Below are 21,681 nucleotides of genomic sequence, written 5' to 3'. Positions count from 1 at the left end.
CCGCCCGCGCCAAGATGTCCACGCTTCCCATGCCCTGGCTGCTCGCTCTCGCGATCCCGATCGCCCTGCTGATCGACCGCTGGTTCGGCGAGCCACCGGCCGCCGTGCATCCCGTCGTCGGCATGGGCCGCTTCCTGGCGCTCTTCGGCGACCGGCTGTGCGCGATGTCGCCCAAGGCCGCCTTCCTCGGCGGCGCACTCGCCTGGACGATCGGCCTTCTCCTGGCCGCCCTCACCGCCTGGGCCATCGAGCACACCATCATCGCCGGCCTGGAACCGTGGCTCGGCGGCTGGCGCCTGGGCGCCGCGGCCCTGCTGCTAGGACTCGCGCTCAAGCCGATGCTGGCCTGGCGCATGCTGCGCGACGAGGTCGGCGCCGTCGAGACCGCGCTGGCGCGCTCGCTCGACGATGGCCGCGCCCGCCTGTCCCGCCTCGTCAGCCGCGACACGCGCGCGCTCTCGCCGGTGCAGGTGCGCGAGACCGCCATCGAGACGCTCGCCGAGAACCTCAACGATTCGGTCGTGGCGCCGCTGTTCTGGTTCATGGTCGCCGGCCTGCCGGGCGCGGCCGCCTACCGCTTCGCCAACACCGCCGATGCGATGTGGGGTTATCGCGGTCGCTGGGAATGGGCCGGCAAATGGGCCGCGCGCGCCGACGACCTGCTGTCCTGGATCCCCGCGCGGCTGACCGGCCTGGCCCTCATCGCGCTGCGGCCGGCGCTGCTCGCGTCCCTGCGGCGCGAAGCCGCCCGCACGCCCTCGCCCAACGGCGGCTGGCCGATGGGCGCGATGGCCTTGCGGCTCGACCGGCTGCTGAGCAAACCCGGCCACTACACCCTGAACCCGTCCGGCACGCCCGTGGTCGCCGGCGACATCGGCGCCGCACAGCGCCTCGCGGCCGGCGCGCTGCTGGGCCTGGCGGCGCTGCTGGCGCTCGGCGCCGCGGCGCTGCGCGGCGCGTTCGCGCCGGGCCTCGGCCTGGCCCTGATCCTCGGAGGCCCGCGATGAGCCGCTTCCCCCTGCCGCTGCACGGCGGCACCGACGCCGGCCCGCCCGTGCGCCACGACTTCTCCACCAACGCCCATCCGCTCGGCCCGCCGCCGGCCGCGCTCGACGCGGTGCTGCGCGCGGACCGGCTGCGGTATCCCGATCCCGCCTACGCGGCGCTGCGCGCGCGCCTGGGCGACTGGCACGGCGTCGATGCCGACCGCGTGCTGCCGGCCTCCGGCGGCTCGGAGGCGATCCGCCGCCTGACGCTGGCCGCGATGCTGTCGGGCGTGACCCGCGTGTGCGTGCCGCAGCCCGGCTTCGGCGACTACGCCGCCGCCGCGCACGCGCTGGGCCTGCAGGTGTGCGCTTATGAGGACGCCTTCCAGCTCGCCGACACGCTGACCCTGCCGTCGCTGGTCTGGGTCTGCGATCCCAACAACCCCACCGGCGCCAGCTTCGGTGCGGCGGAATGGACCGCGGTCGCGCTCGCGCTGGGCCACAGCGGCTCGCAACTCGTCGTCGACCAGGCCTACGGCGCGCTGCGCCTGGGAGGCGGCTGCGCGCTGCCTCAGGCCATCGCCGACGGCGCCTGGCGCCTGGTCTGTCCCAACAAGGCGCTGGGCATGACCGGCGTGCGCGGCGCCTACCTGCTCGGGCCGCGCGACGGCCTCTGGGTCGACCGCGTCGCGGAACTGGCGCCCAGCTGGGTGCTGTCGGCCGAAGGCCAGGCGCTGCTCGAGGCCTGGACCACGCCGGCGATCCGCGACGAGCTCGAGGCCTCGCTGCCGCTGCTGCGCGAGTGGCGCGCCGCGCAGTGGGACCGGATGGCGGCGCTGGGCTTCGACCAGATCGACGGCGGCGTCGCCAACTTCTGGCTCGCGGCGCTGCCGGCGCCGTGGCTGGCGACGCCGGAGCCGCTGCTCGAAGGCCTGCGGGCGCTGGGGATCAAGCTCCGCGACGCCAGCTCCTTCGGCCTGCCGGGCCTGGTGCGGGTGTCGGTGCAGGCGCCGGAAGCCGTCGACGCGCTGACGGCGGCGATGCAGACCTTCGGCGGGCATCGGGCGCTGCCCGCGGCGCCGTCGGTGCATGGCGCGTTCGACACGACCGTGCCGGTGGAGACCACGCAATGAGCGGCGACGACAACGATCGCCCCCGCGCGACCACCGGCCGCGGCCGTGCGGTCATGGTGCTGGGCACCACCAGCGGCGCCGGCAAGAGCTTCCTCACCACGGCGCTGTGCCGCTGGTATGCGCGCCAGGGGCTGCGCGTCGCGCCGTACAAGGCGCAGAACATGAGCAACAACGCGCGCGTCGTGCCCGGCCTCGGCGGCCGGCAGGGCGAGATCGGCGCCGCGCAGTACTTCCAGGCGCTGGCCGCCCGCGCGCGGCCCGAGGTGCGCATGAATCCGGTGCTGCTCAAGCCGGAGAAGGACACGGCCTCGCAGGTGGTGGTTCTGGGGGAGGTCGACGAGGCGCTGAGCCGCGCGCCCTGGCGCGAGCGCAGCGAGGCGCTCTGGCTCCGCGCGCGCGGCGCGCTGCACGCGCTGCTGGACGAGAACGATGTGGTCGTCATCGAAGGCGCCGGCTCGCCCGCCGAGATCAACCTGCACAGCAGCGACTACGTCAACATGCGCACCGCCCGCGAGGCCGGCGCGGCCTGCCTGCTGGTGACCGACATCGACCGCGGCGGCGCCTTCGCGCACCTGTACGGCACGCACCAGCTGCTGCCGGCCGACGAGCGCGCGCTGATCCGCGGCTTCGTGCTGAACCGCTTCCGCGGCGATGCCTCGCTGCTGTCGCCGGGGCCGGAGATGCTGGCGCAGCTGACCGGCGTCCCGACGCTCGCGACGCTGCCGATGTGGCGCGGCCATGGCCTGCCGGAGGAGGACAGCGTCTTCGACGACCGCGCCACCGGCGGCACCGGCGGCGGCCGCGCGCTGCGCATCGCGGTGGTCGCTTATCCGCGCCTGTCCAACCTGGACGAGTTCCAGCCGCTGCGCAACCTGGCCGACGTGCGGCTGAGCTGGGCCCGCTCGCCGGCCGAGCTCGACGGCGTGGACTGGATCGTGCTGCCGGGCTCGAAGGCGGTGGCGGCGGACCTGGCCTGGCTGCGCGCGCAGCGGCTGGACGTGGCGATCGCGGCGCACGCGGCGGCCGGCCGGCCGGTGCTGGGCATCTGCGGCGGCCTGCAGATGCTGGGCGAGGCGCTGGTCGACCCGCATGGCCTGGACGGCAACGCCCCGGGCCTGGGGCTGCTGCCGCTGGTGACGCTGTTCGAGCGCGACAAGCTGCTGCGCGAGAGCCGCTGCCGCTTCGCGCCGGCGCTGGCGGCGCCGTGGTCGGCGCTTGGCGGACAGCCGGCGCGCGGCTACGAGATCCATCACGGCCGCACCGCGCAACACCCCGCCCTGCCCGAGGCGCGGCCGGTGCTGTTCGACGAGCTCGGCGAGCCGGTCGGCTGGCAGCACGGGCCGGTGCTCGGCCATTACCTGCACGGCCTCTTCGAGGACGAGCGGGTCCTGACCGCGCTGTTCGACCGGCCGGTCCGCCCGCTCGACCAGGTCTTCGACGAACTGGCCGACTACGTCGATCGCCACTTCGAACCCGGCGCGCTGGCGGGCCTGCTGTCGCCGGCGCCTTCGTCCTCGCCGCCACCCCCACGCACATCGACGCCCGCGGCCTCACGCTGAGCGACGCGCCCCTCTTCCTTGACGTCACAAGAAGTCCGCATGACCACGCAAGACCTGATCCCCGCGATCCCTTCGCTGCACGACGACGCGCTGGCCGCGGCGCTGCGCCACCGCATCGACCGCAAGACCAAGCCGCTGGGCTCGCTGGGCCGGCTGGAGTCGCTGATGCTGCGCCTGGGCCTGATCCTGGGCACCGAGCAGCCGCGGCTGGTCGATCCGCAGCTGATGGTCTTCGCGGCCGACCACGGGCTGGCGGCGCACGGCATCTCGGCCTATCCGCCGGACGTGACCTGGCAGATGGTGGAGAACTTCCTGGCGGGCGGCGCGGCGGTGTCGGTGCTGGCGCGCCAGCACGGGCTGCAGCTGAGCATCGTCGATGCCGGCGTGCGCCATGTCTTCGAGCCGAGGCCGGGCCTGCTGATCGCCAAGATCGGCATGGGCAGCCGCGACATGCTGGACGGCCCGGCGATGACGACGGACGAATGCGCCACCGCGATCGCGGCGGGCAAGACGCTGCTGCAGAAGCGCCCGGGCAATGTGCTGCTGCTGGGCGAGATGGGCATCGGCAACACCTCGTCGGCGGCGCTGCTGCTGTCGCGGCTGGGCGGGCATGCGCTGGCGGCCTGCGTCGGTCGCGGCACGGGCCTGGACGACGCGCAGCTGCGCCACAAGCTGGAGGTGCTGACGCGCGCCCTGGACAAGCATCCGCGCGCGACCGAGCCGCTGGCGGCGCTGGCCGCGCTGGGCGGCCTGGAGATCGCGATGATGGTGGGCGCTGTGCTGCAGGCGGCGCAGGAGCGCCGGGTGATCGTGGTGGACGGCTTCATCACCGGCGCGGCGGTGCTGGTGGCCTCGACGCTGCAGCCGGCGGTGCTGGAGCGCTGCGTCTTCGCGCACCGCTCCAACGAGCAGGGACACCGGCTGATGCTGGACACGCTGCAGGCCGAGCCGCTGCTGGACCTGGGCCTGCGCCTGGGCGAGGGCTCCGGCGCGGCGCTGGCCTGGCCGCTGCTGGCATCGGCCTGCCGCCTGCTCGACGAGATGGCGAGCTTCGACTCGGCGGGGGTGAGTGACAAGGCGTGAGCGACAGGGCCTGAGCGGCGCGGCCGGTATCCTCGCCTCTCCGCATCCCGCCTGACGCCTGACGCCCATGCCCGAGACCGACCGCTCCCTGCTCGACACCCTCCGCGCGCTGGAGGTCGAGCTGCACCACCCCGGCGTGCGCTGCAGCGCCGAGCGGCTCTCTCAGCTGCTGCATCCCGACTTCCACGAGGTCGGCCGCTCCGGTCGCCAGTACGACCGGCCGACGATCATCGCGTGGCTGGCCGACGACCATGAGCCGCCCAAGGTCGTGCCCGACGACTTCCGCCTCGCGCCGATCTCGCCGGAAGCGGCGCTGCTGACCTACCGCTCGGCGCATCGCCAGGAGGACGGGACGCTGGTCCACCACACGCTGCGGTCCTCGCTGTGGCTGAAGACCGCCGACGGCTGGCAGATGCGCTACCACCAGGGCACGCCGGCGGCGCAGCCCTGGTAAGGGCGCCACTTGGCCGCGAGGCCGCGAGACCCCGAGGCGGCAAAGCCCGAAGGCTCGTGACGACGCCAACTTCCGCGCGCGACACGCCGGCCGCAGGGAGATTGCGGACCTCCCCCGACGCGATGGAATAATCGCCAGCCCCGCCAGCCAACATGAGTGAGCCAGCCGTCGCCTGTCACAAGGACCGCTCCTCATGTCCCGACCGCCCCTGGCGCGCCCCTCGCGGGCGCTGGCGCTGAGCCTGTTCGCCGGCACGTCCGCGTGGGCCGCCGCCGACACCGCGCTCGCCGATCCCCTTTCCCTCCCTCATTCCCTGCTCGCCGCGCCGGACGCGGCGGCCGTGCTGGCCTCGGTCGTCGGGCTGGCCGCCGCGATCGCGCTCTACCGCGCCAGCAGCCATCAGCGGCTCTGGCCCCGCAGCGCGCGGCCGCGCCGCTGGCGCTGCGCCGCGCTCGCGCTGCTCGTGGTCGCCACGCTGCTGGCCGTCCCCGCGCTCGGCGTCACCGCCGCGTTCTCGGTCGCGCTCAGCGCCGCGATGCTGGGCGCGGTCGCCCTGCCTTTCGTCAACGCGTGGCGCGTCCACGTCCAGGGAGGCAGCGATGTGGGCTAGATCCCTCGCCGCGGGCCTGCTCGGCCTGCCGCTGACCGTCGGCGTGGTGGGCCTGGCCGCGCTGCTGTGGCCCGGCCCGCTGCGCGACCACACCCTGGTGCTGCTGGTCTGCGCCTGCCCGGTCTGGGTCGGCGCGCTGGCCCTGCCCTTCCAGCTGCGCAGCGCGGCGCGCGCCTGGATCGTCATGGCCGCGATCACCGCGCTGTGCTTCGCGGCGATCCACGGACTCAAGTTCATCGGCGGGGTGCGCATCGCATGAACGCCAAGACCCTCAAGACCTGGCTCTCGGTGCACAGCGGCATCGGCATCGCCGCCGGCCTGCTGCTGTTCATCGCCTTCTACGCCGGCGCGCTGACGCTGTTCCATCACGAGATCGAGGCATGGTCCGCCGCCGCCGAGCCCCCGGCCGGCCCGCCGCCCACGCTGGCCGACGCGCAGCGGCTGCTGGACGGCGTGCTCGCGCAGGCGCCGAAGATGGCCGCCGACATCCGCCTGCAGCTGCCCCACGACGGCCACGGCCTGCGCGCCTACGGACAGGATCCCGCGACGAAGACCTGGCGGTCGTTCGAGCTCGGCGCCGACGGCCAGCCCCGCGAGCAGCGGGAGCGCGGCGAGCTCGGCGAGTTCATCTACCGCCTGCACTACACCGTCGGCATCCCCGGCGCCTGGGGCACCTACACGATGGGCGTGGTGTCGCTGCTCTACGGCCTGGCGCTGGTCAGCGGGCTGGTGATCTACCTGCCGGTGCTGGCGCGCGATCTCTTCGCTCTGCGCTGGGGCCGCAACCTGAAGCGGCTCTGGCAGGACGCGCACAACGCCGTCGGGCTGCTCTCCCTGCCTTTCCACATCGTCTTCGCCTGGAGCGGCGCGGTGCTGTGCATCGGCACGCTGCTGCTGGCGCCGTTCCAGTTCCTGGTCTTCGAGGGCAAGCTGCTGGCGCTGATCGGCCCGCAGGCCGGCTTCTCGCGGCCGGTCCAGGCCAGCGGCACGCCGGCATCGCCGCTGAACGTGGAGCAACTGGTCGCCGCGGCCACCCGGGCGGCGCCCGGACTGGAAGTCGAACGCCTGCACATCCGCCATCACGGCGACGCCGCCGCGCAGGTGGAAGCCGACGGCGTCGTGCACGAACGCCACCTCAGCGGGGCCACGCGCGTGGAGCTGTCCGGCACTACTGGCGCGCTGCTGCATCCGGTCCAGCGGCCCACGAGCTACGGCAGCGGCACCGCCCTGCTGCGCGGCTTGCAGACCCTGCACTACGGCGACTTCGGCGGACTGGCGCTGCGCTGGGTGTACTTCGTGCTGGCGCTCGCCGGCGCCTTCCTCTTCTACAGCGGCAACCTGCTGTGGGTCGAATCGCGCCGCAAGCACCAGCAAGCGGCCCAGCCGCGCCGCGCCAGCGTGATGGCGCGGCTGACGCTGGGCGTGGCGCTGGGCTGCATCGCGGGCATCTCGGCGCTGTTCGTCGGCACCCGGGTGCTGGGGCCGGACCGTTTCGCCGACGCGGTGCAGCCGGTCTACTTCGCGGTGCTGGCCCTGTGCGTGCTCTGGGCGCTGGTCCGCCCGCTGCCGAAGGCAGCCTTCGAGCTGTGCGTCGCCGCCGCGGCGCTCACCGGCTGCATCGCGCTGGCCGACGCCGCGATGCTCGGCCCGCGCCTGCTGCGCGGCGACCTGCTGCTGTGGACCGTCGACCTGACGGCGCTGCTCGGCGCCGCGCTGCTGCTCCTGCTGGCCCGCGCGACGCGGCATCGCGCCCGCAACGGCGCGCCGCACAGCGTATGGGCGCTCGGCGTATGAGCGCATGAGCGCATGAGCGCGCGACCGGCATCGGCATCGGCATCGGCATCGGCATCGGCGTGAGGGCCGGGCCGGGGCCGGCTCCCGGCAGCCGACGGCCGGCTACTTCGAGTAGCCCGTGTCCTTGATGAACACCGACCGCCGCTCCGGGCCGCTGAAGGCGAACAGCACGCGCTGCTGCTCGCCGTTGTCGCGCTCGACGACCATCGCCCAGCGCTCGAGCCGGTAGCGTCCGGTGAAATCGGCCCCGTTGCGGCGCTGCGTCGTCCCGCCGCCGGCGCCGGCGCCGACGGCGCTCACCGACGAGGTCCCCGTGCTGCCGCCGCGCGAGTAGGACGTCGTCGCCATGCCGGTCACGCCGGCCGCGGCGGCCATCGAGCCGGTGCCGAACACCGCGCGGCCGCTCTGCTCGAACTGGCCGTCGCCATGGAAGTGGAAGCGGTTCTGCGAGCTGCTGCCGCCCAGGATCGAGTACCACGAGTGGGTGAAGGTGCCGTCCACCCGCTGCCCCGCCTCGGCGGGCTGCGCCGGCCGGCCCTGCACCGTGCGCCAGTCCTTGTCGTCGTGGTCGCGGATCTGCCACTCGCTGCCCTGGCGGCGCCACTGGATGACGCGCTCGGGCTGGAAGCGGCGCGCGCCGGCCATGTCGAGCTCGTCGGGCGGCAGGTCCAGCCGCTGGTAGCCGCTGCCGTCCTTGAGCAGCAGGTGCACGTGCTCGACCAGGCTCTCGCCGCTGGGCTGGTACCAGGTCCAGAGCAGGAAGGCGATGTCCTTGTCCGCGACGCCCTTGCCTGGCGCGGCCCGGATCGCGCGCTCGGCGGCGGCGCGGCGTTCCAGCGTGGCGCTGCGCTCCGCCTCCTCGCGCCGGCGGCGGTCGTCGCCGGCCAGCGCGCGCAGCGTCGGCCACAGCTCGTTGGACTTGCCCGTGATGGACTTCAGGCCGTCGCCGTAGCGCTGCAGCAGCGCCTCCTCCTGCGAGAACGCGATGCGCAGCCATTCGACCTTGCCGTCGCGCGGCGGGCGCATGTAGACCTGGGTCTCGACGGCGGCGCCCGCCACCGTCACCACGCAGCTCTGCACCACGACGCCGGCGGTCAGCGTCTCGGGCGCGCGGCAGGCGGGCTGGCCGCTCGCGCCCAGCCCGCGCAGCGGCTCACGGATGCGCGCGAAGGCGTCCAGGCCCTGGGCGCGCCCGACCTCCAGCGGCGGCGCCGCCCACAACTGCATCACCCTGCCCGGCGGCAGGTCGGCCGGCTGCTGCAGCAGGCCATCGTCGACCACGCGCATCGTCCAGCCGGTCGGGGCGTCGTACGCGCGGGCGGGCGAGGCGAGCACGAGGAGCATCAGCCCCACCAATGACAGCAGTGACATCCACGACATCAGGCAACGGCGGAAGGCATCCAGGCGCATGACGATCCTGCGGCAACGAGGAGCGCGCAGTGTCACGGCGATGCGTCCGTCCGCCTCTCCCCAGCCCTAGGGAGTGCCAGAAATGCAAAGCGGGCCCTGAGGCCCGCCGGAGTTCCTCGAGCGACGCTCGCGGATCAGATGGAATAACCCAGCAGCATCGCCACGCCGGCTTCCTTGTTGGGACGCTTGAAGCCATCGCGGGTCAGGCGGTTCATCGGGATCGACAGCGTCGGGGTCTGGAACCACTTGGCGTAGAGCTGGTCGATCTCGCCGCTGGCGTAGATGCGGCTCAGCACGCGGTCCACGATCGATCCCAGGCGGGTGTCGCCCTTGCGCATCATGATCCCGTAGGGCTCGACCGAGAACGCCATGCCGCCCAGGCTCAGGCTGTCCTGCGCCTTCTCCTTCGAGGTCAGGCCCAGCAGCAGCGCGTCGTCCTGCGCGAACGCGCGGGCCTTGCCCTCGCGCAGCGCCTTGAAGGCGTCGCCGTTGCTGGCGTACTGCACCAGCTGCATCTTGGCTTCGCCCGACTTGTTCAGCTGGTTGAACAGCTTCTCCGACGTCGTGCCCTTGGTCAGCGCGATCGTCATGCCGTCCAGGTCCTTGGTCGTCTCGACCCGGGTGCCGTTGGGCAGCAGCACCCGCATGCCGGCGACGAAGACGGTGTAGCTGAAGTCGACCTGCTCCTGCCGCGCCTTGGTGTTGGTCGTGGAGCCGCACTCCAGGTCGATGTCGCCCTTCTGCAGCTTGGGGATGCGGTCGGCGCCCGAGACGACGACGTACTCGACCTTCAGCTCGGGCAGCTTGAGTTCCTTCTTGATCTCGTCGACGGCCGCCAGGCACAGCTCGACGGTGTAGCCCTGGCCCTGCTTCTGCTCGTTGACGAAGGAGAACGGACGGGACGTCTCGCGCACGCCCAGCGTGATCGTGCGGGTCTCCTTGATGCGGGCCATCGTGTCGATGGTGGAGCCGGCGGCGGTGGCCGACAGCGACGTCAGCGCGGCGGCGGACATGACAAGGACGCCGCTCAGGCGCCGGATCGCGGAGGACATGGTCGAAGTTCGGGTCGGTGAAAACCCTGAATTCTAGGGATACGTCCTCACCGAAGCGTCACCAGCCACCGCCGCTCGACCACCGGTTCCCTACCGCCCAGGCGCAAGCCGAACCCTTCCGTGAAATCAATCACGGGTCGATAACCGGACTCACCGTGAAGGCGCCGTCAAGGGCGCGCCGCCTGCCGGCTGGCCGCGCACCAGCTGGCGCATCAGCAGCGCGGCCACCAGCGTCGATCCGATCACGACGTAGCCCACCTGGCCGAAGTCCTGGACGTGGCCGTCCGGCCCGATGTGGACGATGTGGCCCGCCACCAGCGAGGCCACCCCGCCGGCGAGCTGCTGCAGCGCCGAATTGATCGCGTTGAACGAGCCGCGCTGCTCCGGCGCGGGCACGCCGGCGAGGGTCGCCTGGGCCGGGATCATGCGCGAGAAGATGCCCACGAACATCACCGCGTTCACCAGGATCAGCAGCCACAGCGGCGACGGGCCCAGGTGGGTGTAGACCGCGACGGTGGCGATGGTGATCGCGCAGCCGGCGTAGAACACCGGCATCGTGCCGACGCGGTCGGCCATGCGGCCGATCAGCGGCGAGAACACCAGCGTGCACAGGCCGGTCACCAGGTAGATCACCGGCAGGTGGTCCAGCGGGATGCCGACGTTGTGCACCACGAAGGCGCTGGCGAAGGGCATCAGCATGAAGCCGCCCGTCGTCAGCAGCGCGGTCAGCGCGAAGGCCAGCTGCTGGCGCGACACCCGCACCGTCTGCAGCAGGTGCCGCCCGGCGCTGTGCCGGCCGGTGCCGGCTGCGCCGAGGTGCGCATTGACCGGCTGCAGCCGGGTCGCGATCACCAGCGCGGCGAGCAGCCCGAACAGCACGATCGCGATGAACGGCGCATGCCAGTCGAAGCGCGAGGCCAGGAAGATCGAGAACGGCAGCCCCAGCACCTGGCTGGCCGCGAAGCCGCCCTGCAGCAGGCCCATCACGCGGCCGCGCTGCGCGGGCGGGAACAGGTCGGCGGTGATGGCCATGACGATGGAGCCGATGACGCCGCCGAACAGGCCGGTGACGATGCGCGCCGCCAGCAGCGACACGAAGCTGGTGGCCAGCCCGCACCACAGCGTGCCCAGCAGGAAGCCGCCGAAGAAGAACAGCAGCAGCCGCTTGCGGTCGAAGCGGTCGGCGAAGCCGGCGGTCAGCAGGCCGGCGATGCCGGCGCTGAAGGCGTAGGCCGAGACGGCCGTGCCGAACTCGCCGGCGCTCATCCGCAGTGCCGGCATGATCATCACGCCCAGCGGGGACATGATCATGAAGTCCAGCACGACGGCGAATTGCAGCAGCGCCATCAGGCCGGCGGCCAGGCGTTGGTAGGGCGTGAAGGGCTGCATCGCGGCGGGTGGGGCCGCGGATGGCGCCGTGGATGTCGCGGCGGGTGTCGCGGTGGGTGTGCCGGCGGGAGCGGATTTGTGGTCGGGCATGGGTCGCGATTCTGCGCACCGCCTGTCTCCACTGCGTAAAGACATGGCGTAAAGACATGGCCGGCATCCGGAGATTGACCGGGCCGGCGGGCGTCAATCCCTTGTTCACCGGAAACAGGGGATGAATCGCGGCGGCGCGAGGTCTAGACTGGCGCCACGCCGGCAAGGTGGTGCCGCGCATCGACGCACGACAGTGCGCGCGCGGCCGCCGGCAGGGCCAGGGAGCGGTTCTCTTCGGGGCGTTCGATGCCGAGCCGGGAAGCGCTTCTCCGCATCATCGAGATCCACAGCCAGGTCGCCCAGTTGGGACTGGACCTGGCCGGCGTGATGTCGCTGTCCGTCCACGGCACGCTGGAGCTCGTCGACGCCGACGGCGCCGCGATCGAACTGGCCGAGGGCGAGGACCTGGTCTACCGCGCCGTCGCCGGCGCCGCCTCCCACCAGCTGGGCGTGCGGGTGCGCCGCGATGGCAGCCTCTCCGGCACCTGCCTTCGCCAGGGCATCCCGCTGATCTGCGAGGACGTCGAATCCGACAGCCGGGTCGACCTCGAGGCCTGCCGGCGCGTCGGCCTGCGCTCGATGGTCGTGCTGCCGCTGTCGCACCAGGGCACGCCGGTGGGCGTACTCAAGGCCTTCTCCGCCCGCACCCGCAACTTCGGCAACCGCGAGGTGGAGGTGCTCTCGCTGATGTCCAAGGTGCTGGGCGCCGCGATGTACTGGGCCACGCGCTACGGCCGCGACGACCTCTTCCACCGCGCCACCCACGACGACATGACCGGCCTGGCCAACCGCTCCCTGTTCATGGACCGGCTGCGGCACGCGACCGCGGAGGTCGAGCGCGGCGATCCGCCGATCGCCGTGCTGCTGCTGGACATGGACGGTCTGAAGCTCATCAACGACAGCCTCGGCCATGCCGCCGGCGACGCCGCGCTGATCGAGTTCAGCCGCCGCCTGGCCATGGCCACGCGGGAGTCGGACACGGTCGCGCGACTGGGCGGCGACGAGTTCGCCGTGCTGCTGACCCACGCGGGCTCGGCCTCGACGCTGGCGACCACGCTGGACCGCATCCAGACGGCCGTCGAGGGGCCCTTCGCCTACCTGGACCGCGTGCTGCGGCTGCGCGCCAGCATGGGCGCCTCGCGCTGCCCGGAAGACTGGCGCGACGCGACGGCGCTGATGGAGTGCGCCGACATGCGGATGTACGAGGCCAAGCGCACCCGCCAGGGCCGCGACCGCACCGGCCCCGTGCCGCTGGACCCGCCGTGCTGACCGTGCTCTGCTGACCGCGCGCTGGCGGCCGGGCGCCCTGTCGAGCGCCGAAACCGTGCGGGCGGTCACGCGGCGCGCCGCGCCCGCGTGCATGTCCGCATTCCCTTGTCGCGGCCGCTGCTGATAATGCCGGCACATCAAGAGCCCGCAGGGAGGGACCGATGACCGACATGGTGTTCGCCGACGAGCTGCCGGAACCCGGGGAGGAGAGCCGGAGCCGCGTGCTCGATCCGTGGGTGGTGATGATCGTCGACGACGATCCCGCCGTGCACCAGGTCACGCAGCTGGTGATGGCGGACTTCGAGTTCGCCGGGCGCCGGCTCCAGTTCCTGAATGCCTACAGCGGCAGCGAGGCGCGCGACGTGCTGCGCGACCGCCACGACATCGCGCTGATCCTGCTGGACGTGGTGATGGAGTCGGAGCACGCCGGGCTGGACGTCGCGCGCTTCATCCGCGAGGAGCTGCGCAACACGCAGGTGCGCATCGTGCTGCGCACCGGACAGCCGGGCCAGGCGCCCGAAGAGCATGTCATCAAGACCTACGACATCAACGACTACAAGGAGAAGACGGAGCTGACCAAGCGCAAGCTGATCACCGTCTTCTACTCGGCGCTGCGTTCCTACCGGGACATCGTGATCCTGTCGCAGTCGCGCGCGGCGCTGCGGCGCTCGATCGATGCGATCACGCAGATCCACGACTCGAGCAACCTGCGCCACTTCGCATCGGCGCTGCTGGAGCAGGTCGGCCACATGCTGGGTTACCAGGCGCAGGGCCTGTGCGCGAGCCGCATGTACGCGGCCTCGCATGCCGAGGGCCGGCTGCAGGTGCTGGCCGCCACCTCGGAGTACCAGGGGCTGCTGGCCGGCAACCGCCTCACCGATCTGCCGCCCGACGTGCGCGACGCGCTGGACCAGGCGCTGGTCACGCGCGAGAGCCGCTTCGAGGACGGGCGCTTCATCGGCTACTACCAGACGCACTCGGGCAACGAGAGCCTGCTGTACATGGTGCTGTCGGATCCCATCGACGACGAAGGGCGCGAGATGCTGGACATCTTCTGCGCCAACGTCGCGATCGCCTACGAGGGGCTGCTGGCACGGGATCGGGCGCGCTGAAGCGGCCTATCATCGCGGCCGCTTTCCCGGCATTCCGGGGGTCCGCGGTTCCGTGTCCATGCATCAGCTTCGCCTCTTCTTCATCGCCCTGCAGTTCTTCACCCGCGTGCCGGTGCCGCGCTGGGTCGGCTTCGAGCCGGCCTGGCTGCAGCAGTGCGCGCGCTACTTCCCGCTGGTCGGCGCGGTGGTGGGCGGCTGCTCGGCGCTGGTGCTGTGGGGCGCGATGCAGCTGTTCCCGGCCACGGTGTCGGTGGGGCTGGCGATGGCCGCCAGCGTCTGGCTGACCGGCGGTTTCCATGAGGACGGGCTCGCCGACAGCTGCGATGCGCTCGGCGGCGCGGTATCGCGGGAGAAGGCGCTGGCCATCATGAAGGACTCGCGCATCGGCAGCTATGGCGCGCTGGGGCTGATCCTGGTGCTGGGCCTGAAGGCGGCGGTGCTGCTGGGCCTGGCGGACACCGATCCGGCGCTGGCGGCGCTGGCGATCGTGTGGGCGCATGTGGCGTCGCGCGCCGCGCCGGTCTGGCTGCTGCATGCGCTGCCCTACGCCGGCGATGCCGACCACGCCAAGGCCAAGCCGCTGGCGACGCAGATCAGCGGCCCGGGCCTGGGCATCGCGCTGGGCCTGGTGGTGCTGGCGACGGCCGTCGGCGCCTGGCTGACGCCGGAGAACGTGCCGCTGATGCTGGGCGCGGTGGTGGTCGTTGCGGGGCTGACCTTCTACATGCAGTCGATGCTCGAGCGCCGCCTGCACGGCTACACCGGCGACACGCTGGGCGCGACGCAGCAGGTCGTGGAGCTGGGCGCGCTGCTGGCCTTCCTGGCGCTGGCGCCGCTGTTCCCGGTGGACTGACGATGGGCGACGGTGTCGACGCCAACGCCCGCTCTGGCGTCCAGGCGCGTGCGCAGGCGCAAGCCCATGCCGATTCCGATGCCTATTCCCATGCCCAGGCCCGCGCCGACGGGGCCGTCGTTGTCTGGCGGCATCCCCGTCCGGAAGGCGCGAGCGGCCTGTGCGTCGGCGCGCGCTGCGACCTGCCCGTGGCGCGGCGCCGGGCCAAGCGCCTCGCGCGGCGCATCCAGGCCCATGCGCGGCGACACCGGTTGCCGCATGAGGTGTGGACCTCGCCGCTGCGGCGCTGTGCCGACGTCGGTCGATGGCTGAAGCGCTGGGGCTGGCGGCATCGGGTGGATGCGACGCTCGCGGAACTCGACTTCGGTGAATGGGATGGCCGGCCGTGGGCCGGGATCCCGAAGGCGGAGATCGACGCCTGGGTCGCGGACTTCGCGCGCTACGCGCCGGCAGGCGGCGAGACGCTGGTCGCGCTGCTGGCTCGCGCGTCGGGCTGGTCGGGCGGCGCGCTGGTCGTCAGCCATGGCGGCTGGATGCTGGCGCGGCGCTGGTCCATGGCGCATCCCGGAGCACTGCCGCGCGCCGATCAATGGCCACGACCGCCGGCCTACGGCGAGCGCTGGGCGCTCTGAGCGCCGCGGCCGGTCGACGCGGGCCTCAGGCGGCCTGCTGGGTCAGGCGGATGTACTTCTGCATCAGGGTCTCGCGCGATTCGACGTGCGCCGGATCGACCGGGATGCAGGCGACGGGGCACAGCGTCGCGCACTGCGGCTCGTCGAAGTGGCCGACGCATTCGGTGCACTTGCCCGGATCGATCTGGTAGTACTCCTCGCCCATCGAGATCGCGTGGTTCGGGCACTCGGGCTCGCACACATCGCAATTGATGCATTCGTCGGTGATCATCAACGCCATGGCTTTACTGCTCCATGCGGTTCTTGGCGATGCGGTCTTCCAGCCGTTCCCGCACCAGCGGCGAGACGAACTTGGAGACCTCGCCGCCCAGCGTGGCGATCTCCCGGACGAAGGTCGAGGAGATGAACTGGTAATGGTCCGACGGCGTCAGGAACACCGTCTCCACCTCGGGCATCAGCTGCCGGTTCATGCCGGCCATCTGGAATTCGTATTCGAAGTCCGACACCGCCCGCAGCCCCCGCACGACGACCTTGCCGCCGTTCTCCATCACGAAGTCGCGCAGCAGCCCCTTGAAGGCCACCACCTCGACGTTCGGATACGGCGCCACCAGCGCGCGGGCCATGTCCAGCCGTTCCTCGACGCTGAACATCGTCTTCTTGTGGTGCCCGGCCGCGACGGCCAGCACCAGGCGCTCGAACAGGCGGCTCGCGCGACGCACCAGATCCTCGTGGCCGAGGGTCATCGGGTCGAAGGTGCCGGGGTAGACGGCGGTCAGCAGGGTCTGCGAAGTCATGGGCGCGGATTATCCGCCGCGTCGCAACAGACGGTAATGCACCGCTCCGGCCCGCCCTTCCTTCCACACGGACAAGCCCAGCGCCGCGGGCGCTTCCACCGGATGCGGCGATTCCAGATAGATCAGCCCGCCCTGCGCCAGCAGCGGCACCGCGGCGGCCAGCGCGGGGAGGAACAGGTCCTGCGCGAACGGCGGATCCAGGAACACCAGGTCCAGCGACTCCGGCGCCGCGCGCCGCATCCAGGCCAGCGCATCGGCGTTCTCGATCGCCATCGGCACGGTGCCGTCCTTGTCCAGCCGCTTCAGGTTGGCGCGCAGCGCGCTGGCCAGCGTCGCATCGCGCTCCAGCAGCGTGACCTGCGCCGCGCCGCGCGAGGCGGCCTCGAAGCCCAGCGCCCCGCTGCCGGCGAAGGCATCCAGCACGCGCCAGCCGGCCAGGTCCTGGCCCAGCCAATTGAACAGCGTCTCACGCACCCGGTCGGGCGTGGGCCGCAGCCCCGGGCTGAAGGGCACCGGCAGCTTGGAGCGCTTCCAGACGCCGCCGACGATGCGCACCTCGCCCGGACCGGCGGCCTTGGGCGGACGCGGCTTCACCGCGCCTTCGCCCACCGTCACGCGGGGACCGGGGCGGCCGGCGCGGCGCAGACCGTCGGGCGCATTCGCCTTGGCGGCGCTCATTGCCGCACCGGGATGCCCTGCGACGCCATCAGCGCCTTGGCCTCGCCGACGGTGTGATCGCCGTAATGGAAGATGCTCGCGGCCAGCACCGCATCGGCGCCGCCCTGCGTGATGCCGTCGGCCAGGTCCTGCAGCGAGCCGACGCCGCCCGAGGCGATCACCGGCACGCTCACCGCGTCCGACACCGCGCGCGTCAGCGCCAGGTCGAAACCGCTGCGGGTGCCGTCGCGGTCCATGCTGGTCAGCAGGATCTCGCCGGCGCCCAGCTCGGCCATCTTCGTGGCCCACTCGATCGCGTCCAGGCCGGTGTTCTTGCGGCCGCCATGCGTGTACACGTCCCAGCCGACGCTGCCGTCGGCGTTCTGGCGCCGCTTGGCGTCGATCGCCACGACGATGCACTGCGCGCCGTACTTGTCGGACGCGGCGCGGATCAGCTCCGGATCGGCCACCGCGGCGGAGTTGAAGCTGACCTTGTCCGCGCCCGCGTTCAGCAGCCGCCGCACATCGGCGACCGAGCGCACGCCGCCGCCCACCGTCAGCGGGATGAAGACCTGCGAGGCCACGCGCTCGATGATGGGCAGGATCAGGTCGCGGCCGTCGCTGGTGGCGGTGATGTCCAGGAAGGTCAGCTCGTCCGCGCCCTGCTCGTTGTAGCGGGCGGCGATCTCGACCGGATCGCCCGCATCGCGCAGTTCGACGAAGTTGACGCCCTTCACGACGCGACCGCCGGTCACGTCCAGGCACGGGATGATCCGCTTGGCCAGCACCGCTCAGCCCCCGTTCAGCTCGTCGGCGCGACGCTGCGCCGCGGCGAAGTCGAGGTCGCCGGTGTAGATCGCGCGGCCGCAGATCACGCCGCCCACGCCTTCGGACTCGACCGCGCACAGCGCCTCGATGTCGGCGATGTTGGACAGCCCGCCCGAGGCGATCACCGGGATGGACAGCGCCTGCGCCAGCTTCACCGTCGCGTCGATGTTGATGCCGGTGAGCATGCCGTCGCGGCCGATGTCGGTGTAGATCACGCCTTCGATGCCGTAATCCTCGAATTTCTTCGCCAGGTCGATGACCTCGTGGCCGGTCAGCTTGCTCCAGCCGTCGGTGGCGACCTTGCCGTCCTTGGCGTCCAGGCCCACGATGATGTGGCCGCCGAAGGCCGAGGCCGCATCCTTCAGGAAGCCCGGGTTCTTCACCGCCGCGGTGCCGATGATCACGTACGAGAGACCGTCGTCCAGGTAGCGCTCGATCGTGTCCAGGTCGCGGATGCCGCCGCCCAGCTGCACCGGGATGTCGTCGCCGACCTCGCGCAGGATGGCCTTGATCGCGGCCTCGTTGACCGGCTTGCCGGCGAAGGCGCCGTTCAGGTCCACCAGGTGCAGGCGACGCGCGCCGGCGTCGACCCATCGTCGCGCCATCTGCGCCGGGTCTTCACCGAAGGTCGTGGAGTCGTTCATGTCGCCTTGCTTGAGGCGGACGCACTTGCCGTCTTTCAGGTCGATCGCGGGAATCAGCAGCATGGCCCGGGGAGCTAGGGGTGGAGGAAGGGGAAGAGAGGGAGGGACGCTCGAGAAGGTGTCGTGCGACGCAGGACCGGAGGCCAGGCCTCAGGGCGTCCAGTGCAGGAAATTGCGGTACAGGGCGAGCCCGGACGCGGCACTTTTCTCGGGGTGGAATTGGGTGGCAAAAATGTTATCCCGCGCCACCGCACAGGTAAAGCGCAGGCCGTAGTCGCTCTGGCCGGCGCTGTCGCGCGGGTCCGACGTCTCGGCATAGAAGCTGTGGACGAAGTAGAACCAGCTCTCGTCCGGCACCTCGCCCCAGACCGGATGCGCCCGCGTCTGGTGCACGCGGTTCCAGCCCATCTGCGGCACCTTGTAGCGGCTGCCGTCGGGCTGCAGCCGGCCCTCGAGCCGGAAGCGCTTCACGCGGCCGGGGATCAGCCCGAGGCCGGGCGTGTCCTGCTCCTCGCTGTGGTCCAGCAGCATCTGCATGCCGACGCACACGCCCATCAGCGGCTTGCGCGCGGCGGCGTCCAGCACGGCTTCCTTCAAGCCGCTGCCCTCCAGCTCGCGCATGCAGTCGCGCATCGCGCCCTGGCCGGGCAGCACGATGCGCTCGGCGGCGTAGACCTCGTCGGGCTCGGCGGTGATGAGCACGCGCACGCCCTGGTCCTGGGCCGCGGCCATCACCGCCTGCGACACCGAGCGCAGGTTGCCCATGCCGTAATCGACGACGGCGACCGTCCTGGGCATGACGCTCACAGCGTGCCCTTCGTCGACGGGATCACGCCGGCCGAGCGCGGGTCCGGCGTCATCGCCATGCGCAGTGCGCGGCCGAAGGCCTTGAAGATCGTCTCGCACTGGTGATGCGCGTTGTGGCCCTTGAGGTTGTCCACGTGCAGCGACACCAGCGCGTGATTCACGAAGCCCTGGAAGAACTCGTAGGTCAGCTGCGTGTCGAAGGCGCCGACCGATCCGGCGGTGAACTTGACCTCCATCGCGAGCCCCGGCCGGCCGGAGAAATCCACCACCACGCGCGACAGCGCCTCGTCCAGCGGCACGTAGCTGTGGCCGTAGCGGGTGATGCCCTTCTTGTCGCCGATCGCCTGCGCCACCGCCATGCCCAGCGTGATGCCGACGTCCTCGACGGTGTGGTGGCCGTCGATGTGCAGGTCGCCCTTGGCCTCGATGTCCAGGTCGATCAGCCCGTGGCGGGCGATCTGGTCGAGCATGTGGTCGAAGAAGCCGATGCCGGTGTTCAGCGTGGCCTGGCCGGTGCCGTCCAGGTTGACGCGCACGCGGATCTGGGTTTCCTTGGTGTCGCGGCGGACTTCGGCAATGCGTTCGGAGCTCATGGGGATTCCACAGGGATCAGGAAAACAGGGGACCTGCCGGCAGGCGCCAGTCTGGCATCAGCCGGAAACCAGCGCGGCCAGCGAGGCTTCGAGCGCCGCCAGCATCGCCGCGTTCTCGTCGGCCGTGCCGACCGTCAGCCGCAGGCAGCCCGCCAGCAGCGGATGCATGCCCGAGACATTCTTGACCAGCACGCCGCGCGCCTTCATGTCGGCATGCAGCCGGTCGGCCTCGGGCACGCGCACCAGGATCATGTTGGCCTCGCTCGGGTAGGCCCGCACGCCCGGCAGCCGGGCCAGCGCGGCCTGCAGCGCGGCGCGCCCGTCGCGCAGCGCGGCGGCCTGGCGCTCGTAGACCTCGGCATGCTCAAGTGCAAACAGGCCGGCTTCCGCGTTCAGCACGCTGACGTTGTAGGGCGGGCGCAGCTTGTCGATGTGATGGATCAGCTCGGCATGGCCCATCAGGTAGCCGATGCGCACGCCGGCCAGCCCGAACTTGCTCATCGTGCGCATGATCAGCACCTGCGGATGGCGCGCCATCAGCGCCATCGCGTCTCGCGCGGCGAAGGGCTGGTAGGCCTCGTCGATCACGACCAGCCCCGGCGCCGCCTCGGCGATGCGCTCGATGACGGCGTCGTCCCAAAGGTTGGCGGTGGGGTTGTTCGGATAGGCCAGGTAGGCGATGGCGGGCCGGTGCTCGGCGATGGCGGCCAGCATCGCCGCTTCGTCGAGCTCGAAGTCCGCCGTCAGCGGCACGCCGACGAAGTCCAGGTGCTGGTAGGCCGAGGACAGTCCGTACATGACGAAACCGGGCAGCGGCGCCAGCACGGCGACGCGCTGGCCCGGCTTGCTGACGGCCATCGCCAGCAGCGAGATCAGTTCGTCCGAGCCATTGCCCAGCATCAGCGCCTTGCCGTCCGGCAGGCCGGCGTGCGCGGCCAGCGCGCGCGCCAGGTCCTGCGTGCGCTCGCCGGGATAGCGGTTGATCGCGACCGCGCCCAGGCGCTCGCCCAGCGCCCGCTGCAGCTCGGCGGGCAGCCGGAAGGGGTTCTCCATCGCGTCCAGCTTGATCAGGCCGGCGGACGGATGCACCGCGTAGGCGTGCATGGCGCGCAGGTCGTCGCGCAGGACACCGAGGGCTCGATCGAGGGCAGCTTTCATGGGGCGACCGCCAGCGGCGGCGGGGAATCGGAGAGGGGATCGGAATCGAAGGCCGCGCCCGCCGGCAGCGCGCGCAGCGGGTCGACGATCAGGACGCTGTCGTAGAGCTGGCCGTGCGGCAGCGCCAGGCTGAGCAGCGTCTCGCAGCCCTGCGCCTTGGCGGCGGCGACGATCAGCGCATCGGCATAGGGCAGCGCGAAGCGGCTTTCCAGCGACCAGGCGGACTCGACGGTGGCGTGGTCGGTCGACCACGGCGTCCAGCGCTGGTAGCGGCGCACCTCGGCCCGGGCGTCGCCATTGGGCATGGCGGGCGCGATGCGGGTGGTGACGGCGCGGTAGAAGTCGTTGAGTACCTGGCTGGAGGTGCGGCCCAGACGCAGCTGCCACAGCACGCGCAGCCAGCGCATGGCCTGCGCGCGGCGGCCTGGGTCGGCGCCGTCCTCGCTCAGGATCAGCACCGAGGTGTCCACGAACACCGGGGCGGTCAGCTCCAGGCCCGCGCTCACAGCAGCTCCCGGCCCGGATAGGGCTGGCCGTCGGAGGACCAGGTGCGCTCGCGGTGCAGCCAGTCCTGCAGGGCGCGTTCATAGGCGTCGTCGTGACGCATCTTCTCGGCGAGCAGCTCGCCGACCAGCCGCGAGACGCTGGTGTTGCGCCGCGCCGCCTCCAGCCTCGCCCACTCGGCGACGCTGTCTTCCATGGTGACGGTGACGTTCTTCATGAAGGCCGCAGGGTAACACGAAGTTCGTGTTCCACGAACTTCGTGTCCTCGTC

General features: G+C 71.8%; 25 protein-coding genes. 12 read left to right on the top strand and 13 right to left on the bottom strand.

The window, feature by feature from the left end; genetic code table 11:
• Nucleotides 1-14 precede the first annotated feature (14 nt).
• The 8 genes from cbiB to FHT37_RS23305 all read left to right on the top strand — a co-directional run bounded on the left by cbiB (nucleotide 15) and on the right by FHT37_RS23305 (nucleotide 7,619).
• Nucleotides 15-1,007 carry an adenosylcobinamide-phosphate synthase CbiB gene (gene cbiB / locus FHT37_RS23340; RefSeq protein WP_255489942.1) on the top strand — a complete coding sequence of 331 codons (993 nt, stop codon included), beginning with the start codon at nucleotides 15-17 and terminating at the stop codon, nucleotides 1,005-1,007.
• Nucleotides 1,004-2,119: a histidinol-phosphate transaminase gene (locus FHT37_RS23335; RefSeq protein ID WP_183485116.1), complete on the top strand. Its 1,116-nt coding sequence runs from the start codon at nucleotides 1,004-1,006 to the stop codon at nucleotides 2,117-2,119. Before cbiB ends, FHT37_RS23335 begins: the two co-directional genes overlap by 4 nt.
• On the top strand, nucleotides 2,116-3,678 hold the full coding sequence (locus FHT37_RS23330) for a cobyric acid synthase (RefSeq protein WP_255489940.1): 1,563 nt from the start codon (nucleotides 2,116-2,118) through the stop codon (nucleotides 3,676-3,678). The genes FHT37_RS23335 and FHT37_RS23330 overlap by 4 nt, the downstream gene beginning before the upstream one ends.
• A 39-nt stretch (nucleotides 3,679-3,717) precedes the next feature.
• Entirely contained in the window at nucleotides 3,718-4,761 is a 1,044-nt protein-coding gene (gene cobT, locus FHT37_RS23325) for a nicotinate-nucleotide--dimethylbenzimidazole phosphoribosyltransferase (protein ID WP_183485113.1), read from the top strand.
• 67 nt (nucleotides 4,762-4,828) lie between these two features.
• Nucleotides 4,829-5,215, top strand: coding sequence for a DUF4440 domain-containing protein (locus tag FHT37_RS23320; RefSeq protein ID WP_147241267.1), 387 nt, complete (start codon nucleotides 4,829-4,831; stop codon nucleotides 5,213-5,215).
• 193 nt (nucleotides 5,216-5,408) lie between these two features.
• Nucleotides 5,409-5,825 (top strand): hypothetical protein, encoded by a 417-nt coding sequence (locus FHT37_RS23315; protein WP_221211202.1) that lies wholly within the window; start codon nucleotides 5,409-5,411, stop codon nucleotides 5,823-5,825.
• On the top strand, nucleotides 5,815-6,084 hold the full coding sequence (locus tag FHT37_RS23310; RefSeq protein WP_183485111.1) for a hypothetical protein: 270 nt from the start codon (nucleotides 5,815-5,817) through the stop codon (nucleotides 6,082-6,084). The genes FHT37_RS23315 and FHT37_RS23310 overlap by 11 nt, the downstream gene beginning before the upstream one ends.
• The gene (locus FHT37_RS23305; protein WP_183485108.1) at nucleotides 6,081-7,619 is read left to right on the top strand and encodes a PepSY domain-containing protein; all 1,539 of its coding nucleotides are present in this window, start codon (nucleotides 6,081-6,083) and stop codon (nucleotides 7,617-7,619) included. Before FHT37_RS23310 ends, FHT37_RS23305 begins: the two co-directional genes overlap by 4 nt.
• Nucleotides 7,620-7,721: 102 nt before the next feature.
• Here FHT37_RS23305 and FHT37_RS23300 read toward each other — a convergent pair whose 3' ends face one another.
• From FHT37_RS23300 to FHT37_RS23290, 3 genes are all read right to left on the bottom strand, one after another.
• Nucleotides 7,722-8,990 carry a hypothetical protein gene (locus FHT37_RS23300; protein WP_183485105.1) on the bottom strand — a complete coding sequence of 423 codons (1,269 nt, stop codon included), beginning with the start codon at nucleotides 8,988-8,990 and terminating at the stop codon, nucleotides 7,722-7,724.
• Nucleotides 8,991-9,163: 173 nt separating this feature from the next.
• The gene (locus FHT37_RS23295; protein ID WP_183485102.1) at nucleotides 9,164-10,081 is read right to left on the bottom strand and encodes an amino acid ABC transporter substrate-binding protein; all 918 of its coding nucleotides are present in this window, start codon (nucleotides 10,079-10,081) and stop codon (nucleotides 9,164-9,166) included.
• 150 nt (nucleotides 10,082-10,231) lie between these two features.
• Nucleotides 10,232-11,560 (bottom strand): MFS transporter, encoded by a 1,329-nt coding sequence (locus FHT37_RS23290; protein ID WP_255489938.1) that lies wholly within the window; start codon nucleotides 11,558-11,560, stop codon nucleotides 10,232-10,234.
• Between the two features lie 246 nt (nucleotides 11,561-11,806).
• On the opposite strand from FHT37_RS23290, the gene FHT37_RS23285 reads away from it, so the two are divergent.
• From FHT37_RS23285 to FHT37_RS23270, 4 genes are all read left to right on the top strand, one after another.
• Nucleotides 11,807-12,829, top strand: a complete 1,023-nt coding sequence (locus tag FHT37_RS23285) for a sensor domain-containing diguanylate cyclase (RefSeq protein ID WP_183485099.1) — start codon at nucleotides 11,807-11,809, stop codon at nucleotides 12,827-12,829.
• Nucleotides 12,830-12,990: 161 nt separating this feature from the next.
• A complete protein-coding gene (locus FHT37_RS23280; protein WP_147241508.1) occupies nucleotides 12,991-13,941 on the top strand; it encodes a DUF3369 domain-containing protein in 951 nt (316 codons plus the stop codon).
• Between the two features lie 58 nt (nucleotides 13,942-13,999).
• Nucleotides 14,000-14,794: an adenosylcobinamide-GDP ribazoletransferase gene (locus FHT37_RS23275; protein ID WP_183485096.1), complete on the top strand. Its 795-nt coding sequence runs from the start codon at nucleotides 14,000-14,002 to the stop codon at nucleotides 14,792-14,794.
• Between the two features lie 2 nt (nucleotides 14,795-14,796).
• Nucleotides 14,797-15,426 (top strand): histidine phosphatase family protein, encoded by a 630-nt coding sequence (locus FHT37_RS23270; RefSeq protein ID WP_183485093.1) that lies wholly within the window; start codon nucleotides 14,797-14,799, stop codon nucleotides 15,424-15,426.
• Nucleotides 15,427-15,451: 25 nt separating this feature from the next.
• Here the strand turns inward: FHT37_RS23270 and FHT37_RS23265 are convergent, their stop codons facing one another.
• The 10 genes from FHT37_RS23265 to FHT37_RS23220 form a co-directional block, all read right to left on the bottom strand.
• Nucleotides 15,452-15,706, bottom strand: a complete 255-nt coding sequence (locus FHT37_RS23265) for a YfhL family 4Fe-4S dicluster ferredoxin (RefSeq protein ID WP_091721249.1) — start codon at nucleotides 15,704-15,706, stop codon at nucleotides 15,452-15,454.
• Nucleotides 15,707-15,710: 4 nt separating this feature from the next.
• Nucleotides 15,711-16,220: a pantetheine-phosphate adenylyltransferase gene (gene coaD / locus FHT37_RS23260; RefSeq protein WP_175538158.1), complete on the bottom strand. Its 510-nt coding sequence runs from the start codon at nucleotides 16,218-16,220 to the stop codon at nucleotides 15,711-15,713.
• Nucleotides 16,221-16,229: 9 nt separating this feature from the next.
• The gene (rsmD, locus tag FHT37_RS23255) at nucleotides 16,230-16,898 is read right to left on the bottom strand and encodes a 16S rRNA (guanine(966)-N(2))-methyltransferase RsmD (protein WP_183485090.1); all 669 of its coding nucleotides are present in this window, start codon (nucleotides 16,896-16,898) and stop codon (nucleotides 16,230-16,232) included.
• The gene (gene hisF / locus FHT37_RS23250) at nucleotides 16,895-17,665 is read right to left on the bottom strand and encodes an imidazole glycerol phosphate synthase subunit HisF (RefSeq protein WP_183485087.1); all 771 of its coding nucleotides are present in this window, start codon (nucleotides 17,663-17,665) and stop codon (nucleotides 16,895-16,897) included. Before hisF ends, rsmD begins: the two co-directional genes overlap by 4 nt.
• Nucleotides 17,666-17,668: 3 nt before the next feature.
• Nucleotides 17,669-18,412 (bottom strand): 1-(5-phosphoribosyl)-5-[(5-phosphoribosylamino)methylideneamino]imidazole-4-carboxamide isomerase, encoded by a 744-nt coding sequence (hisA, locus tag FHT37_RS23245; RefSeq protein WP_147241572.1) that lies wholly within the window; start codon nucleotides 18,410-18,412, stop codon nucleotides 17,669-17,671.
• Between the two features lie 87 nt (nucleotides 18,413-18,499).
• A complete protein-coding gene (gene hisH, locus FHT37_RS23240; protein ID WP_175538296.1) occupies nucleotides 18,500-19,147 on the bottom strand; it encodes an imidazole glycerol phosphate synthase subunit HisH in 648 nt (215 codons plus the stop codon).
• 5 nt (nucleotides 19,148-19,152) lie between these two features.
• Nucleotides 19,153-19,749, bottom strand: a complete 597-nt coding sequence (gene hisB / locus FHT37_RS23235) for an imidazoleglycerol-phosphate dehydratase HisB (RefSeq protein WP_183485084.1) — start codon at nucleotides 19,747-19,749, stop codon at nucleotides 19,153-19,155.
• 57 nt (nucleotides 19,750-19,806) lie between these two features.
• Complete coding sequence (hisC, locus tag FHT37_RS23230) at nucleotides 19,807-20,907, bottom strand: histidinol-phosphate transaminase (protein ID WP_183485079.1); 1,101 nt, start codon at nucleotides 20,905-20,907, stop codon at nucleotides 19,807-19,809.
• The gene (locus FHT37_RS23225; protein ID WP_310739775.1) at nucleotides 20,904-21,413 is read right to left on the bottom strand and encodes a PIN domain-containing protein; all 510 of its coding nucleotides are present in this window, start codon (nucleotides 21,411-21,413) and stop codon (nucleotides 20,904-20,906) included. Before FHT37_RS23225 ends, hisC begins: the two co-directional genes overlap by 4 nt.
• The gene (locus FHT37_RS23220; protein ID WP_088408424.1) at nucleotides 21,410-21,628 is read right to left on the bottom strand and encodes a CopG family transcriptional regulator; all 219 of its coding nucleotides are present in this window, start codon (nucleotides 21,626-21,628) and stop codon (nucleotides 21,410-21,412) included. Before FHT37_RS23220 ends, FHT37_RS23225 begins: the two co-directional genes overlap by 4 nt.
• Nucleotides 21,629-21,681 lie beyond the last annotated feature (53 nt).

Source organism: Mitsuaria sp. BK037 (genome assembly GCF_014193045.1).
Lineage (GTDB): Bacteria > Pseudomonadota > Gammaproteobacteria > Burkholderiales > Burkholderiaceae_C > Roseateles.
Note: the sequence above shows the minus strand (reverse complement) of the source record. Positions and strands in the feature narration are given on the sequence as shown.

What these genes read in the sequence shown, in the direction of transcription:
- FHT37_RS23270 (WP_183485093.1), top strand. Translation starts at nt 14,797, where the DNA reads ATGGGCGACGGTGTCGACGCCAACGCCCGCTCTGGCGTCCAGGCGCGT.
- FHT37_RS23300 (WP_183485105.1), bottom strand. Translation starts at nt 8,990, where the DNA reads ATGTCACTGCTGTCATTGGTGGGGCTGATGCTCCTCGTGCTCGCCTCG.
- rsmD (WP_183485090.1), bottom strand. Translation starts at nt 16,898, where the DNA reads ATGAGCGCCGCCAAGGCGAATGCGCCCGACGGTCTGCGCCGCGCCGGC.
- FHT37_RS23330 (WP_255489940.1), top strand. Translation starts at nt 2,116, where the DNA reads ATGAGCGGCGACGACAACGATCGCCCCCGCGCGACCACCGGCCGCGGC.
- cobT (WP_183485113.1), top strand. Translation starts at nt 3,718, where the DNA reads ATGACCACGCAAGACCTGATCCCCGCGATCCCTTCGCTGCACGACGAC.
- FHT37_RS23285 (WP_183485099.1), top strand. Translation starts at nt 11,807, where the DNA reads ATGCCGAGCCGGGAAGCGCTTCTCCGCATCATCGAGATCCACAGCCAG.
- FHT37_RS23290 (WP_255489938.1), bottom strand. Translation starts at nt 11,560, where the DNA reads ATGCCCGACCACAAATCCGCTCCCGCCGGCACACCCACCGCGACACCC.
- FHT37_RS23310 (WP_183485111.1), top strand. Translation starts at nt 5,815, where the DNA reads ATGTGGGCTAGATCCCTCGCCGCGGGCCTGCTCGGCCTGCCGCTGACC.
- FHT37_RS23320 (WP_147241267.1), top strand. Translation starts at nt 4,829, where the DNA reads ATGCCCGAGACCGACCGCTCCCTGCTCGACACCCTCCGCGCGCTGGAG.
- hisH (WP_175538296.1), bottom strand. Translation starts at nt 19,147, where the DNA reads ATGCCCAGGACGGTCGCCGTCGTCGATTACGGCATGGGCAACCTGCGC.
- FHT37_RS23280 (WP_147241508.1), top strand. Translation starts at nt 12,991, where the DNA reads ATGACCGACATGGTGTTCGCCGACGAGCTGCCGGAACCCGGGGAGGAG.
- FHT37_RS23335 (WP_183485116.1), top strand. Translation starts at nt 1,004, where the DNA reads ATGAGCCGCTTCCCCCTGCCGCTGCACGGCGGCACCGACGCCGGCCCG.
- cbiB (WP_255489942.1), top strand. Translation starts at nt 15, where the DNA reads ATGTCCACGCTTCCCATGCCCTGGCTGCTCGCTCTCGCGATCCCGATC.
- hisB (WP_183485084.1), bottom strand. Translation starts at nt 19,749, where the DNA reads ATGAGCTCCGAACGCATTGCCGAAGTCCGCCGCGACACCAAGGAAACC.
- FHT37_RS23265 (WP_091721249.1), bottom strand. Translation starts at nt 15,706, where the DNA reads ATGGCGTTGATGATCACCGACGAATGCATCAATTGCGATGTGTGCGAG.
- coaD (WP_175538158.1), bottom strand. Translation starts at nt 16,220, where the DNA reads ATGACTTCGCAGACCCTGCTGACCGCCGTCTACCCCGGCACCTTCGAC.
- hisA (WP_147241572.1), bottom strand. Translation starts at nt 18,412, where the DNA reads ATGCTGCTGATTCCCGCGATCGACCTGAAAGACGGCAAGTGCGTCCGC.
- FHT37_RS23305 (WP_183485108.1), top strand. Translation starts at nt 6,081, where the DNA reads ATGAACGCCAAGACCCTCAAGACCTGGCTCTCGGTGCACAGCGGCATC.
- FHT37_RS23295 (WP_183485102.1), bottom strand. Translation starts at nt 10,081, where the DNA reads ATGTCCTCCGCGATCCGGCGCCTGAGCGGCGTCCTTGTCATGTCCGCC.
- hisC (WP_183485079.1), bottom strand. Translation starts at nt 20,907, where the DNA reads ATGAAAGCTGCCCTCGATCGAGCCCTCGGTGTCCTGCGCGACGACCTG.
- FHT37_RS23220 (WP_088408424.1), bottom strand. Translation starts at nt 21,628, where the DNA reads ATGAAGAACGTCACCGTCACCATGGAAGACAGCGTCGCCGAGTGGGCG.
- FHT37_RS23315 (WP_221211202.1), top strand. Translation starts at nt 5,409, where the DNA reads ATGTCCCGACCGCCCCTGGCGCGCCCCTCGCGGGCGCTGGCGCTGAGC.
- FHT37_RS23275 (WP_183485096.1), top strand. Translation starts at nt 14,000, where the DNA reads ATGCATCAGCTTCGCCTCTTCTTCATCGCCCTGCAGTTCTTCACCCGC.